This window comes from Rahnella variigena, from assembly GCF_003610915.1.
Classification (GTDB): Bacteria; Pseudomonadota; Gammaproteobacteria; order Enterobacterales; family Enterobacteriaceae; genus Rahnella; species Rahnella variigena.
Genome location: NZ_NSDJ01000001.1, coordinates 3,783,925 through 3,798,708, shown reverse-complemented (window position 1 = coordinate 3,798,708; position 14,784 = coordinate 3,783,925). Strand labels below are relative to the sequence as shown.

Sequence of the window (14,784 nt, the reverse complement as noted above, 5' to 3'; positions counted from 1 at the left end):
CCCTTGCATGGGATATAGCCGATCGGGTTTTACTCATCTTCCTTCGCATGGGATATAACCGATCGGGTTTTACTCCTCCCCCTGCGAAGGGGGAGGCGGGGAGGGGGTATTAATGGCAACTCAGAAGACGGATATGTTTACCTTTCCCAGTACGCCGGACTCCCAAACTTCTCCACCAGAAAATCAATCACCGCCCGTACTTTGATCGAAGGGCGTCTGCTGTTCGGGTACAGCGCCGATATGGTTTGCGGCTCCGGCGACGTCGATACCTGATAGTCTTCGAGCACGCTGACCAGACGACCGTCCCGCAATGCATCGCCTATCAGCCAGGTAGGAAATACAACCAGCCCCATGGCGTCGATCCCCGCCTGTGTCAGGGTTTCTGCATTATTACTGGTCAGTGATCCCCGCAGGTTTAGCGAGCGCCATTCCTGTTCAGGCTGACGGAAATACCAGCGCTGCGAACCGGCAAATCCTTTGAAAACCAGACAACTGTGACTGACTAAATCGTCCGGCGTTTTCGGCGTTCCTGCGCGTGCAAGATACGCCGGACTCGCGGCAAGGCGGAAATTCTGGTGGCCAAGCGTACGCGCCTGCAAAGTGGAATCTGTCATCACGCCAATGCGGATCAGCAAATCCACGCTGTCCTGTAACGGGTCGATGAAATCATCGGTTTGCATCAGTTCAATATTCAGGCGCGGGTATCGTGCGTTGAGCTCATGCAGCCACGGCGCAAGGTGGCGCTGGCCAAACACTACGGGAGCATTGATGCGGATCAGTCCGCCGGGTTCGCTGTCCTGTTCCTGTAAATCCAGCGCGGCGAGATCCAGCTGAGCCAGTACCTGACGCGCATGTTCTGCCAGCAGTTTGCCCGATTCTGTCGGACTGACGGCACGCGTATTTCGGTACAAAAGCTGTGTCTGTAACGCCTGTTCCAGTTGTGAAATCACCCGCGATACGGTTGATGGCGACATCGCTTCCCGGCGCGCCACTTCAGAGAAACTGCCCTGATCCAGTACGGCGACATACAGCCGTAATGCCTGAATGTTAATCTGATTAAAACCTTTCATCTGTGCAATTCCTGCAAAGGTATTTTCCTCATTGTGCTGTTTTTCGCATAGTTCTGTCACGCTATAGTCGCCGCCTCTCAAAAAACAAAAAGCAGGGTAAAAATGAATCTGATGTTAATTCCGCTGGTTATTCTGGCGGGGATGGGGCTGTCACTGGAGGCAGGACTGATTGGTCCGCTGGGAACAGAAGTCGGGCATCTGTGGGCAACACTGAGTATTTTCGGCGTCGGTGCCGTACTGACCGGTTTGCTGGTGCTGTTTTTCAGCCCGCGTAATGCGCCGTCTTTCACAGAACAACCAGGCTGGAAACTGCTGGGTGGCGTCCTCGGTCCCGTGTATGTCGTGGTGCTGACGCTCGCGACACCGGTCATTGGTATCGGCATGACAATGATTGCGATTTTATCCGGGCAGGTGGCGAAAAGTGTGCTGATCGACCATTACGGCTGGTTTGGTACGCCGCATAAGAAAGTCGGCGGTGAACGCCTGCTGGCTCTGCTGTTTATCGTTGCTGCACTTATTCTGATTGCCTGGGGCTGAAACATGACTGAAATGATTATGATTATTCTTGCGATTGTCGCAGGTGCTGCGCTGAGTATGCAGGCGGCAGTCAACGGGCAGTTAGGGGAAAAGGTGGGTGTGCTGAAAAGCGCCTTTCTGACATTCAGCGTCGGCGCAGCAATTACTGCCGTGCTGGTGTTATTCCTGCAAACACCGCAACCGGAAACCTTGCTGACGGTACCAAAATGGCAACTTGCGGGGGCGTTATTTGGTGTGCCTTACATCATTGTGATGGTAACTGCCGTCCCGCGTGTCGGTACTGCAGCGGCGACTGTTGCAGTCATCCTCGGACAGCTGAGTATGGGGATGTTGATCGATAATTTCGGCTGGCTGGATAATCCGCAAATTGCGTTGTCATGGCACCGGCTGGCGGCTATTCCCTGCCTGATTATTGCGCTGGCGCTGATATATCGCAGTAACCGGAAAGCGGAATAATCTCTGAAAGTAAAAAGACCCGTTTCTGTAAGAGTGGCTATTGCAGGCGCGGGTCAAATATCATCGGCTCGCGTTCTACTGAACTCAGTAAATCGACAAAAGCCGGATGCTGCGGATTCAGCAACACGTTGTATTCCGACGGCACAATGACCGACGGCACTTTCAGCCCGACATAATCACCTTCCTCGAGCCAGGCGTCACCCTGACGTTGTGTGCTGTCCGGCGGCGATGCACTCCGCCAGTCAGATGCCAGTTCGGAAACTTCCAGCGTATCCAGCAGTTCCTCCGGCACTTCTATACTGAGCAAGGTATACGACCGCATCAGCATACTGTTTTGCAAATGCACCAGGATTTCCAGGATCGCCAGCGAAATACTGGTGGTGACATAAACCACCGGCCTGCCCGGCGGATTCCAGCGCCCGCCATAAAGCTGTGCACCTGCGCCCGACCAGGCTGTCGCCAGATGGCGGGTTTGCACGATACGAAACAGCTTCAATTGAAAACACCGTGCTCAAGACGACCAATCAACCGGCTGACTTCCACCGCACCCGCTTCAGAGGACAACAGTTCCAGCGGACGTGAGCCATCCAGTGCCGGAGCAGGGCGGGTAAACCACTCGAGCGCAGCGACACGATCCCCTTCAAACAAATCGGTGGCAGCATCTACGATGCGTACCAGCCGCGCCACTCGCTCGCTCTCTTCACTTTTCAGCAATCCGTTCCCGGCTTTACGACGCGCATAATTACGTTCGTTAATCCCCATTATTTCCAGTAACACCATTTTCGGCCATCCCAGCTCAGTATTAAGACGGCTGATACTATCAACCGGAAATCCCTTTTGTATGGCATTAATCAAACTAATTCCGCTGCTTGCGGGAAGTCCCGCAGATTGCCAAAGCGGGGTTGCAGGTTTTTGCAAAAGGCTGGAAGACAGCCCGGAAATTTTTGAATTCATACTGCGTTCCTCCGTACCGTTATTTGTCATTACTATAGCATGACAAATAACGAATGTTCATTTTATGAACGATGTTTTTTTCTGGCCCCGGATCACGTGAATGAAATAAACCCGAAACATATGTGTGATCAATATCACATTCGGGATGTATCAGAATGAAACAGAAATTGACAAACCTTGACCAAATCTATTTATTAGCTAAGAAAAGTCGACTCTTGTAGGAAGTAACTGGAAATTGCAGGTTTTATGCACTATGTGCAGCAATCGGTTGCGGATCACAGTTTTAGGGTTTGTTTTATGCAACGTCTGTAAGTGGCAAGGCGTTGTCCCACCCCCGCTTCTGGTATAAATATGAAAAATAAAATTATTGCAGCAGGCGCTTTGATGGCTTTGTCCTACAGCGCGACCGTGCTCGCTGATGATAGCAAGGGCGAATTTGTTTCTGACTGGTGGCACCAGAGTGTTAACGTTGTAGGCAGCGCGGATACCCGTTTCGGGCCGACACTGCGTAACGATGTTTACCTTGAATATGAAGCGTTTGCGCACAAAGACTGGTTTGATTTCTACGGCTATATCGATATTCCTAAAACCTTCGGCGCCGGTAACGGTAACGACACCGGTATCTGGGATAAAAACGGTTCTCCGCTGTTTATGGAAATCGAACCGCGTTTCTCTATTGATAAGCTGACCGGCACTGATCTGAGCTTTGGCCCGTTCAAAGAGTGGTATTTCGCGAACAACTATATCTACGATATGGGTCCGGACAGCGAAAACCGTCAGAACACCTGGTACATGGGTCTGGGCACCGATATTGATACCGGCCTGCCGATGAGCCTGTCTCTGAACGTGTATGCAAAATACCAGTGGGAAAACTACAACGCTGCCAACGAAAACAGCTGGGACGGTTACCGTTTCAAAGTGAAATACTTTGTTCCGCTGACACAGTTGTGGGGCGGCAACCTGAGCTACATCGGGTTCACCAACTTCGACTGGGGCTCCTCACTCGGTGATGATGATATGCGTGACGTGAACGGCAACAAAGCGCGTTCTAACAACTCTATCGCCTCAAGCCATATTCTGTCCCTGAACTACACGCACTGGCATTACTCGTTCGTGGCGCGATACTTCCACAACGGCGGCCAGTGGGCTGACGGCGCAGAGCTGAACTTCGGCAACGGTAACTTCGATGTGAAGTCCACCGGCTGGGGTTACTACGGCGTGATCGGCTACAACTTCTGATCCCCGAATCTGACCTGTAAAACCCGGCTTATGTCGGGTTTTTTGTTTTTATTTCCCCACGATGATTGAGTGTGCAGGGAACTTTTTTAGCTATTGCGCGAAAAATGTACACAAGGGGAGGCGATCCCAACGCGCCGTTGTGGCATAATGCGCGCCAAATCACATTTCCCAATTAAGAGCGAGCGTTGTGCTAAGTACTTACAACATCACCATGCAATTCGGCAGCAAGCCGTTATTTGAAAACATTAACGTGAAATTTGGCGGCGGTAACCGTTATGGCCTGATTGGCGCGAACGGTTGTGGCAAGTCCACTTTCATGAAGATCCTCGGTGGCGATTTAGTGCCTTCTGGCGGTAACGTCGTTCTTGATCCGAACGAACGTCTGGGTAAATTACGCCAGGATCAGTTCGCCTTCGAACAGTTCAGCGTGCTGGACACCGTGATCATGGGCCACACCGAATTGTGGGAAGTGAAGGAAGAGCGCGACCGCATTTACGCCATGGCGGAAATGAGCGAAGAAGACGGCTACAAAGTGGCTGATCTGGAAGTCGCTTACGGTGAAATGGACGGCTACAGCGCAGAATCCCGTGCCGGCGAACTGCTGCTGGGCGTAGGCATTCCTGTTGAGCAACATTATGGTCCGATGAGCGAAATCGCGCCGGGCTTTAAACTGCGTGTGCTTCTGGCGCAGGCACTGTTCTCCGACCCGGAAATTCTGCTGCTCGACGAACCAACGAACAACCTGGATATCGATACTATTCGCTGGCTGGAGCAGGTGCTGAACGAACGTAACAGCACCATGATCATCATTTCGCATGACCGTCACTTCCTGAACATGGTGTGTACGCACATGGCGGATCTGGACTACGGCGAACTGCGTGTTTATCCGGGCAACTATGATGAATACATGACGGCGGCAACGCAGGCTCGTGAACTTCTGACAGCTAATAACGCCAAGAAGAAAGCGCAGATTGCTGAACTGCAATCGTTCGTCAGCCGCTTCAGCGCCAACGCCTCTAAATCTAAACAGGCAACGTCCCGCGCCCGTCAGATTGATAAAATTCAGCTCGATGAAATCAAAGCATCCAGCCGTCAGAACCCTTACATGCGTTTCGAGCAGGACAAAAAACTGTTCCGTAATGCGCTGGAAGTGGAAAAGATCACCAAAGGTTTCGACAACGGTCCGCTGTTTAAAAACCTCGGCCTGATGCTGGAAGTCGGCGAGAAAGTCGCGATTCTGGGTGCCAACGGTATCGGTAAATCGACCCTGCTGAAAACGCTGGTCGGTGAACATGAGCCGGAAAGCGGTTCAGTGAAATGGTCTGAAAACTCTAAAATCGGTTATTACGCGCAGGATCACGAATACGAATTCGACGATACCCTGAACGTATTCGACTGGATGAGCCAGTGGAAATCCGAGAAAGACGATGAGCAGGCTGTACGCGGTGTGTTAGGCCGTCTGCTGTTCGGTCAGGACGATATCAAGAAGAAAGTGAAAGTGCTTTCCGGTGGTGAGAAAGGTCGTATGTTATTCGGGAAACTGATGATGCAACGTCCAAACATCCTGATTATGGATGAACCAACTAACCACCTTGATATGGAATCCATCGAGTCACTGAACATGGCGCTGGAAATGTACGAAGGAACGCTGATCTTCGTTTCCCACGACCGTGAATTCGTCAGCTCACTGGCAACGCGTATTCTGGAAATGACACCGACCCGTGTGATTGATTTCTCTGGTAACTATGAAGATTACCTGCGTAGCCAGGGCATCAACACCTGATTCGCTTCATCCTTCGCGTTGTCTCGGCGTTGGCTGCCTTTACTCACCCCGGTCACATACTGATGTATGTGACCGGGGATTTGTTCAGTTGCCGCCTTGATACAACTCGAATGATTTAGAGGTTCTTATTATTTAAAAACCGCCGCCGATAAAGGCGGTTTTTTTGTGTCTGGATTTACCGATTCAACAATCACCACACACTTCACAATGCGGATCTTTGATCAGTTTCATTTCGCGAAACTGCAACGTCATGGCGTCGAACATCAGCAGTTTTCCTCGTGGGGTTTCGCCAAATTTTGTCAGCAGTTTGATGGTTTCCATCGCCTGCAAGCTGCCGATGGTGCCGACCAGCGGGGCCATGACGCCAGCTTCCACGCAGGTCAGTGCATTTTCACCGAATAACCGGCTCAGGCAGCGATAGCAGGGTTCCTGCGGCTGGTAGGTAAATACGCTGAGCTGACCTTCCATACGGATAGCGGCGCCGGAGACCAGCGGTTTTTTCTGCGCGAAACATTCACTGTTCAGCTGATTACGCGTCGTGACATTGTCGGTGCAATCCACCACCACGTCGCAGGCGGCGATCAGTTCGCGTAATAAATCGTCATCCGCCTGAGCATTTACCTGATTTAAGCGGATGTGCGGATTGATTGCCGCCAGCGCTATGGCGGCGGAGTCGACTTTCGGCATCCCGATCCGCGCGTCAGTGTGCAGCGTCTGGCGTTGCAGGTTTGAGAGCGATACCGTATCGAAATCCAGCAGCGTTAATGTGCCGGTGCCTGCCGCCGCCAGATATTGCGCGGCGGCGCAGCCTAAACCTCCCAGCCCGACAATCAGCGCGTGGCTGGCTTTCAGCTGTTCCTGCGCATCAAAATCAAACCCTTTCAGTACTATCTGGCGGTTATAGCGCATGGTTTCAGCGTCCGTCAGTTCCGGCAGAGTCGCCATGTTCAGCTCCGCAGCAGCGCGTTAAAAGGCTCGACTTCAACGATTTCGCCAGCCGTAACATTGTCGCGTTCACGCTCAAGTACGATAAAACAGTTAGCCTGGCTGAATGAGCTGAAGACGTGCGATCCCTGATGGCCGGTAGTGCGCACTTCCAGCTGACCTTCTGCATTGGTGCTGAAAATACCGCGCTGGAAATCGAGGCGTCCCGGCGATTTTTTCAGCGGCGTTACGGCTATCGCTTTCAGACGTGGCGGGAACTGCCAGGCACTGTGACCGGAAAGCTGAGCGATAAATGGCTGAACCAGCTGATAAAACGTCAGTGCAGCCGACACCGGATTTCCCGGCAGTCCGCAGAACCAGCTGTCTTTCAGTTTTCCGAAAGCAAACGGTTTGCCCGGTTTCATGGCCAGTTTCCAGAAACCAATTTCGCCCAGTTCGTCCAGCATCTGTTTGGTGTAATCAGCCTCACCGACGGAAACACCGCCGCTGGAAATCACCAAATCGGCAAATTCATTGGCTTCTTCAAACGCTTTACGCAATGCCTGCGGATCGTCGCGGATAATGCCTAAATCCAGCACCGTACAGCCGAGTTGCTCGAGCATCAGACGCACGGCAAACCGGTTCGTGTCATAAATCTGGCCTTCCTGCAGAGGCGTACCGACAGGTTGCAGCTCATCACCAGTGGAAAATACGGCGACTTTCAGCGGCTTCCAGACCTGTACCTCAGTCACGCCAAGGGATGCCAGCAGCGGTAATTCTGCTGCACCCAGACGCACGCCAGCAGGCAAAACGCTGTCGCCTTGCTTAATGTCGTCACCGGTCAGGCGGATATTCTGGCCTTTTTGCGCCGTTGCAGTGAAACGTATTCCCGCGTCTGAAACTTCTGCCTGTTCCTGCATGATCACTGTGTCGGCACCGGCCGGAACCGGCGCACCGGTCATGATGCGGATACAGGTTCCGGCAGGCCATTCGCCATGAAAAGGCGCGCCGGCAAAGGCTTTTCCCGCCACCGGCAGGACGGCGCCCTCGTGCAGGTCTTCAATGCGCAGGGCATAACCGTCCATCGCGGAGTTATCAAAAGGCGGGACAAAAATCGGGGAAAGCACCGGCGCCGCAGTAATACGGCCAGCGGCGCTTGCCAGTGGCAGAGATTCGGCATCCTGCGCTGTTTTTTTCGGAACGTAAGCGCGCATTTTATCCAGCGCTTCCTGAAGTGAGATCAAACCTGCAGTGTTGAATTCCATCAAAATTCCTTAGTGATTCAGCCCGGGCACGCGGGCGTACTCACCGGCGACGGACGGGAAAATGGGGCATGCGCATAGTATGACAGAGAATCGGGACGAACCAAAAACCGCTGAAGGCGTAAAAACTTCGTGGGGATTTCTGAAAAATTGAGATCGATCCCAAAAATACGGATGTAACGCGGTTATCATAGTTACCGTTATTTGTGATTTGTGTCACATATCTGTCATATACACAGGAATAACCGGTGCTTAAAAAAAATCGCCATCAGGCCATCCTTCAGTTGGTAGAACAACATGAAGTGTTACAGGTTAGCGAACTGGCACAATCGCTGGATGTGAGTCTTGAAACGATCCGACGTGACTTGAGTGAAATGCAGGACAAGGGATTGATTTTACGCCGCCATGGACGCGCGCGTCGTCTGGCCGCTCAGCCAGAAACATCCTGGCTAAACAGTTTGCAGCGCTGCCCGCAGCTTTAAAGGCGCAGCTAAATAAGAAAAGGGAAGGCTTTTATGCCTTCCCTTTTTTATGCATGAATTTATGCGTAGTAAATGTTATGCCGCCATTTCGCGGTGGATTTTTTCCGCTTTACTGCGCACACCGGCGATGATCACCGCCAGCACCAGCAGAACGTAAGATACGGTCGCGATATTCAGCGCCCAGAACAGGCCGTATTCGCGATAAATGAATGATGAGAAGGAAGCGAAAATCAGCGTACCGACGGAAGCCGTCGTCAGCAGCGCAGAGGTCAGCGTAGGAGGTGAGTTTTTCACCTGCAGGCTGCCGTAGCTCATCAGGCCGGAGAACATACCGGAGTTACAGAAGCCGAACAGGCCAACCGCAATCATCACCAGCGTGGTGTTTTCGTTGTGTGTCACCACAAACAGGCTGATTAACCCGACGATGGCCGACGCAAACAGGAAGGTACGCAGTTTCACAAAACGCACGGTGAACTGGTTCAGGAACAGGCCAATCGCTTTCACCATCCAGTAAGTGGTGATGTAGATCGCCGCTTTGTCAGTGTCCAGACCGAAATGCTCATGCAACCAGCTTGGCATCCACAGGGTGAAAACCAGTTCGCTGAAGACGAAGGCGAACAGGGCAAAACACAGCACGTACGCCGCGAAGCCCCACGGCTCTTTCGCTTCCCGCTCGCTTTTCGCCACTTTTTCCGGCTGCGCAACGGTCGGGAATTTCTGACCCACACACAGCAGGATCATCAGCACGCTCAGCGTACCCATGATGCCGTACATCGCCAGCCAGCTCGCGCCATGCTTGAACAGGAAACCGAGCACCAGAGACAGCGTCATGCCGGAAAGCGCAAAGAAGAAGTCGGTGAAGATTAAGTTGGCGGAACGCTTTTTCGGGTCGTCATTAATACGCACAACCAGATAGCTGCCAATCGACATCATCAGGCCAGCTGTCGCACCAATCAGGAAAACGCCGATGCCGAACAGGGTAATCGACGGCATCACGAACAGCGCGATACAGGTCAGGATGGTGACAATTGACCCGGTGATCAGCTGCTTGCCCAGATCGAACTTACGCATCAGGATGCCACTGATCATAATCGGCAGGAATAAACCGATGTTCATCAGTGAGAACATGAGGCCGATAAAGGCCGGATCTTTATTAAAAGCCGTCGCGACTGGCCCGATAACAATACCCAGAGTGGAGACGAGTCCCCCTGTAAAAAAGTAACTTAGCCACGAAATCACATTAAGACGCGGGCGGTTATAAACAGTTTCCATAAACTGATTTCCTAAAAAGAGAAAATAAAAAGTCGCGGTAAGCTTATCCAGAGGTGCTTTTGCCGCGATTAGGACGTTTATTATTGCTGTTCTCTGGTGATTTGTCCCGCATGTATATTCAATTGCAGCATTTGTTTTTCCTAAACAATCTAAGCAATTAGCGCCATTTTGGTGGCGATGCATTTCTGCTTTACATACTGTAGCGGGCTAAATATAGTCAAAAAACAGGTCAACATCTTCCATACATAAATACAACATCGAAAGGTGCAGTGCTAATGAGTTCTTCTACTGATAATTCAGCGGCTTCCGTTTCGAACAAGAAGCGTCCGGTCATCGCTATTCATGGTGGTGCCGGGGCAATAACCCGTGCGGCAATGAGCGCCGAAAAAGAACAACTTTACCTGGCCGAACTGGAAAGGATTGTCAGTGCCGGGCAGGCGATTCTGGCCGCGGGGGGCAGCGCACTGGACGCCGTAACTGAAGCTGTGCGCCTGCTGGAAGAATGCCCGTTATTTAATGCCGGTAAAGGTGCGGTATTTACCCATCAGGGTACGCATGAATTAGATGCCTGCATTATGGATGGCCGCACGCTGGATGCCGGTGCGATTTGCGGCGTCAGCCATATCCGCAATCCTGTTATGACCGCCCGTAAGGTGCTGGAAAACAGCCCGCACGTCCTGTTCACCGGTGCAGGCGCAGAAGATTTTGCCCGTGCCAGCGGTCAGGAAATGGTGGAACCGGCGTATTTCTTCACTCAGGAACGTTATGACCAGTTGCAGCGCGCCATCGCCGCGGATACCGGCGTAATGCTCGATCACGACGGGGCGACTCTGAATGCTTCAGGCGACCCGATTGATCCGGAACGTAAATTTGGCACCGTAGGCGCGGTGGCGATAGATGAACTCGGTAATCTGGCGGCGGCAACATCGACCGGCGGAATGACTAACAAACAGGCCGGACGCGTCGGTGATTCGCCGATTATTGGCGCCGGTTGTTACGCCAGCAACAATACGGTGGCGATTTCCAGCACCGGCACAGGTGAAGTGTTTATGCGTACCGTCGCTGCTTACGACGTGGCGGCGCTGATGGAATACGCCGGTTTAACGCTGGCAGAAGCGACACACAAAGTGGTGCAGGAAAAATTGCTGCCACTGGGCGGGAGCGGCGGGATGATCGCCGTCGATAAATTTGGCAACGTGGAACTGCCTTTCAACAGTGAAGGTATGTATCGCGGCTTTGCCCGCGTGGGCGAAGCACCTGTCGTCAGTATTTACCGCTCATGACCCATTCCCAGACTCTGCCTCCCGACCACGTTCTGGCGGTCAGCCAGCTCAGCGTGCAGTTCGCGCATGAAGGGCAAATCATCCCGGCGGTGAATCAGCTCAGTTTTCACGTGAAGCGCGGCGAAACGCTGGCGATAGTCGGTGAATCCGGCTCAGGTAAATCCGTTGCCTCGCTGGCGCTGATGCGTCTGGTGGAGCAGGGCGGCGGGCAGATCACCCAGGGTGAAATGCAATTTCGCCGTCGTAACGGTGAAGTCGTTGATCTGATGGCAGCAACGCAACCCGCCATGCGCAGCCTGCGCGGTGCGGACATGGCGATGATATTTCAGGAACCGATGACCTCACTCAATCCGGTATTTCCGGTAGGTGAGCAAATTGCTGAGTCTATCCGTCTGCATCAGAATAAAGATCACCGCGCCGCCCGTGCCGAAGCCTTACGCATGCTGGATCTGGTGCGTATTCCTGAAGCCAAAAATATTCTCGACAGCTATCCGCATCAGCTTTCCGGCGGTATGCGCCAGCGGGTGATGATCGCGATGGCGCTGTCGTGCAAACCCGCGTTACTGATTGCCGACGAACCGACCACAGCGCTGGATGTGACCATTCAGGCGCAGATTTTACAGCTGATCCGTGTGCTGCAAAAAGAGATGCACATGGGCGTGATTTTCATCACCCACGATATGGGCGTGGTGGCGGAAATCGCCGATCGCGTTCTGGTCATGCATCAGGGTAACAGCGTGGAAACCGGTGACGCGGGCGCGATATTTCGTACACCGCAACAGCCCTACACGCAGACGTTACTGGCGGCCGTGCCGAAGCTCGGATCTATGGCCGGTAAACCACTGCCCGCCCGCTTCCCTGCACCCGACCAGCAGGAAAGCGATCCCGAACTGATTCAAAACACCCTGACACCCGGCGTGCCGCCGATATTGCAGGTGCGTGATCTGGTGACCCGTTTCGACCTGCGCAGCGGTATTTTCAACCGCGTGACGCGTCGTGTGCATGCGGTTGAAAAAGTCAGTTTTGATTTACATCCCGGCGAAACGCTGGCGCTGGTGGGCGAATCCGGTTGCGGAAAATCCACCACCGGCCGTTCGTTGCTCAAACTGGTGAAAAGTCAGGGCGGAACCATCACCTTTGATGGCAAGACGCTGACGGATATCAGCGGCAGCGCACTGCAACATCTGCGGCGTGATATTCAGTTTATCTTTCAGGATCCTTATGCGTCGCTCGACCCGCGTCTGACGGTCGGGTATTCGATTATGGAGCCGTTGCTGGTGCATAACCTGGCAAAGGGCGCAGAGGCGGAAGCGCGCGTCGCGTGGTTGCTGGAGAAAGTCGGGCTGCTGCCGGAACATGCGCAGCGCTATCCTCACGAATTTTCCGGCGGTCAGCGGCAGCGAATTTGTATCGCCCGTGCACTGGCGCTCAATCCCAAAGTGGTGATTGCTGACGAGTCGGTGTCGGCGCTGGATGTGTCGATCCGCGCGCAAATCGTCAATCTGCTGATGGATTTGCAGAAAGAGTTCGGGCTGGCATTTTTGTTTATTTCACACGATATGGCGGTGGTGGAACGCATCAGTCATCGCGTTGCCGTGATGTATCTCGGTCAGATTGTGGAAATCGGCTCGCGCCGCGCGGTGTTTGAAAATCCGCAGCATCCGTATACCCGCAAACTGATGGCGGCGGTGCCGGTGGCCGATCCGGGTCATAAGCGCAAAGATCAGGCGCTGCTGGTGGATGAAATTCCCAGTCCGATTCGTGCGCTTAATGATGAGCCGGTTGTCGCACCGCTGGTTCAGGTGGCGGAAGGGCATTTTGTTGCCCGGCACGCCATTGCAGGTGTTTACTAATTTTTATGGTGGCTCATCTTGAGCCACTTTTTAACGGGTAAGACAGGAAAGGAACTGATATGAATCAGCATAAACATAAAGGTAAGAACGTAGTCCGTCAGGCCGTACTCGCTGCCGCTGTTTTCGGTTCGCTGGCATCGGCGTCTGCCTGGGCGGCAAAAGACGTGGTTGTCGCGGTAGGTTCTAACTTCACCTCGCTTGATCCTTATGACGCCAACGACACCTTGTCGCAGGCGGTGGCCAAATCTTTCTATCAGGGGCTGTTTGGCTTTGATAAAGATATGAAGCTGGAAAACGTGCTGGCCGACAGCTATACGGTCAGCAAAGACGGTCTGGTTTATACCATCAAACTGCATCCCGGCATCAAATTCCAGGACGGGACGGATTTCAACGCTGCGGCGGTAAAAGTTAACTTTGACCGTGCGAGTAATCCGGACAGCCACCTCAAACGCTATAACCTGTTTAAAAACATCGCCAGCACTGAAGCGGTTGATGACACCACGGTGAAAATTACGCTGAAAGAACCGTTCTCCGCGTTCATCAACATTCTGGCGCACCCGTCTGCGGTGATTATTTCTCCGGCGGCGCTGACTAAATACGGCAAAGACATCGGCTTCCATCCGGTCGGTACCGGCCCGTACACGCTGGAACAGTGGAACCAGACCGACTTCGTGAAAGTGAAGAAATTCGACGGTTACTGGAAAAAAGGCGAGCCGAAACTCGACACCATCACCTGGCGTCCTGTCGTGGATAACAATACCCGCGCCGCGATGCTGCAAACCGGTGAAGCGGATCTGGCGTTCCCGGTGCCTTACGAGCAGGCCGCGTTGCTGGAGAAAAACGATAAGCTGGATCTGGTCGCCGCGCCGTCAATTCTGCACCGTTACATCAGTTTTAACGTGACGCAAAAGCCTTTCGATAACGTCAAAGTGCGTGAAGCGATCAACTACGCCATCAACAAACAGGCGCTGATCAAAGTGGCCTTTGCCGGTTACGCGGTGCCATCAGAAGGGCCGTTGCCGCAGGGCATCGAATACGCCGCGAAATTCAAACCGTGGCCGTATGACCCGGCTAAAGCTAAAGCATTGCTGAAAGAAGCCGGTTATCCGGACGGTTTCACCACCACGCTGTGGTCGTCGCACAATAACAGCACGGCGCAGAAAGTGTTGCAGTTCACCCAGCAGCAATTGGCGCAGGTCGGTATCAAAGTGACAGTCACCGCCATGGATGCGGCGCAGCGTGCCGCGCAGGTTGAGAACGTCGGGCAGAAAGAGGCGGGTATCCGCATGTTCTATACCGGCTGGTCGGCGTCTACCGGCGAAGCAGACTGGGCGCTGTCGCCGCTGTTCTCCACGCAGGCTGCACCACCGAAGCAGTTCAACACGGCGTTCTACAGCAATGCGCAGGTGGATAAAGACCTGTCTGACGCGCTGAAAACCACCGACAAAGCTGAGAAAGCCAAACTGTACGCCGATGCCCAGAAACAAATCTGGACTGATGCACCGTGGGCATTCCTGGTGACGGAACGTCTGGTGTCGGCGAAAAATAAACGCCTGACCGGGTTTTATGTGATGCCGGATACGGCGTTCAGTTTTGATGATGCAGACGTGAAATAATACGCGGTGAAGCTTTCAGGGCGTGTGGCGCACAGCGTGCACGCCCTGAACTC

14 protein-coding genes are annotated in these 14,784 nt (G+C 53.2%); 8 read left to right on the top strand and 6 right to left on the bottom strand.

What is annotated here, in order from left to right:
* Positions 1–137: 137 nt before the first annotated feature.
* Positions 138–1,070 carry a LysR family transcriptional regulator gene (locus CKQ54_RS17490; RefSeq protein ID WP_120163928.1) on the bottom strand — a complete coding sequence of 311 codons (933 nt, stop codon included), beginning with the start codon at positions 1,068–1,070 and terminating at the stop codon, positions 138–140.
* A gap of 102 nt (positions 1,071–1,172) precedes the next feature.
* Between CKQ54_RS17490 and CKQ54_RS17485 the strand changes: the two genes are divergently transcribed.
* Both CKQ54_RS17485 and CKQ54_RS17480 read left to right on the top strand, forming a co-directional pair.
* A complete protein-coding gene (locus CKQ54_RS17485) occupies positions 1,173–1,607 on the top strand; it encodes a DMT family transporter (RefSeq protein ID WP_112291477.1) in 435 nt (144 codons plus the stop codon).
* A gap of 3 nt (positions 1,608–1,610) precedes the next feature.
* The gene (locus CKQ54_RS17480; RefSeq protein WP_112291479.1) at positions 1,611–2,063 is read left to right on the top strand and encodes a DMT family transporter; all 453 of its coding nucleotides are present in this window, start codon (positions 1,611–1,613) and stop codon (positions 2,061–2,063) included.
* Between the two features lie 37 nt (positions 2,064–2,100).
* On the opposite strand, the gene CKQ54_RS17475 is transcribed toward CKQ54_RS17480, so the two are convergent.
* Both CKQ54_RS17475 and parS read right to left on the bottom strand, forming a co-directional pair.
* The gene (locus CKQ54_RS17475) at positions 2,101–2,559 is read right to left on the bottom strand and encodes an RES family NAD+ phosphorylase (protein ID WP_113877510.1); all 459 of its coding nucleotides are present in this window, start codon (positions 2,557–2,559) and stop codon (positions 2,101–2,103) included.
* The gene (gene parS, locus CKQ54_RS17470) at positions 2,556–3,017 is read right to left on the bottom strand and encodes a type II RES/Xre toxin-antitoxin system antitoxin (protein ID WP_112291482.1); all 462 of its coding nucleotides are present in this window, start codon (positions 3,015–3,017) and stop codon (positions 2,556–2,558) included. The genes CKQ54_RS17475 and parS overlap by 4 nt, the downstream gene beginning before the upstream one ends.
* A 351-nt stretch (positions 3,018–3,368) precedes the next feature.
* Between parS and CKQ54_RS17465 the strand changes: the two genes are divergently transcribed.
* Positions 3,369–4,256, top strand: a complete 888-nt coding sequence (locus tag CKQ54_RS17465; protein ID WP_112291485.1) for a nucleoside-specific channel-forming protein Tsx — start codon at positions 3,369–3,371, stop codon at positions 4,254–4,256.
* A 187-nt stretch (positions 4,257–4,443) separates the two neighbouring features.
* On the top strand, positions 4,444–6,039 hold the full coding sequence (locus CKQ54_RS17460; RefSeq protein ID WP_120163927.1) for an ABC-F family ATPase: 1,596 nt from the start codon (positions 4,444–4,446) through the stop codon (positions 6,037–6,039).
* Positions 6,040–6,222: 183 nt separating this feature from the next.
* Here the strand turns inward: CKQ54_RS17460 and moeB are convergent, their stop codons facing one another.
* Positions 6,223–6,984 carry a molybdopterin-synthase adenylyltransferase MoeB gene (gene moeB / locus CKQ54_RS17455; protein ID WP_120163926.1) on the bottom strand — a complete coding sequence of 254 codons (762 nt, stop codon included), beginning with the start codon at positions 6,982–6,984 and terminating at the stop codon, positions 6,223–6,225.
* 2 nt (positions 6,985–6,986) lie between these two features.
* A complete protein-coding gene (gene moeA / locus CKQ54_RS17450; protein WP_120163925.1) occupies positions 6,987–8,228 on the bottom strand; it encodes a molybdopterin molybdotransferase MoeA in 1,242 nt (413 codons plus the stop codon).
* Between the two features lie 245 nt (positions 8,229–8,473).
* Between moeA and CKQ54_RS17445 the strand changes: the two genes are divergently transcribed.
* Entirely contained in the window at positions 8,474–8,707 is a 234-nt protein-coding gene (locus CKQ54_RS17445; RefSeq protein WP_013574728.1) for a DeoR family transcriptional regulator, read from the top strand.
* Positions 8,708–8,782: 75 nt separating this feature from the next.
* Here the strand turns inward: CKQ54_RS17445 and tsgA are convergent, their stop codons facing one another.
* Positions 8,783–9,979 carry an MFS transporter TsgA gene (tsgA, locus tag CKQ54_RS17440; RefSeq protein ID WP_120163924.1) on the bottom strand — a complete coding sequence of 399 codons (1,197 nt, stop codon included), beginning with the start codon at positions 9,977–9,979 and terminating at the stop codon, positions 8,783–8,785.
* Positions 9,980–10,254: 275 nt separating this feature from the next.
* On the opposite strand from tsgA, the gene CKQ54_RS17435 reads away from it, so the two are divergent.
* The 3 genes from CKQ54_RS17435 to gsiB are packed head-to-tail and all read left to right on the top strand — an operon-like array spanning position 10,255 to position 14,731.
* Entirely contained in the window at positions 10,255–11,262 is a 1,008-nt protein-coding gene (locus CKQ54_RS17435) for an isoaspartyl peptidase/L-asparaginase family protein (protein WP_120163923.1), read from the top strand.
* A complete protein-coding gene (locus CKQ54_RS17430) occupies positions 11,259–13,115 on the top strand; it encodes a dipeptide ABC transporter ATP-binding protein (protein ID WP_120163922.1) in 1,857 nt (618 codons plus the stop codon). The genes CKQ54_RS17435 and CKQ54_RS17430 overlap by 4 nt, the downstream gene beginning before the upstream one ends.
* 59 nt (positions 13,116–13,174) lie before the next feature.
* Entirely contained in the window at positions 13,175–14,731 is a 1,557-nt protein-coding gene (gsiB, locus tag CKQ54_RS17425) for a glutathione ABC transporter substrate-binding protein GsiB (RefSeq protein WP_120163921.1), read from the top strand.
* Positions 14,732–14,784 lie beyond the last annotated feature (53 nt).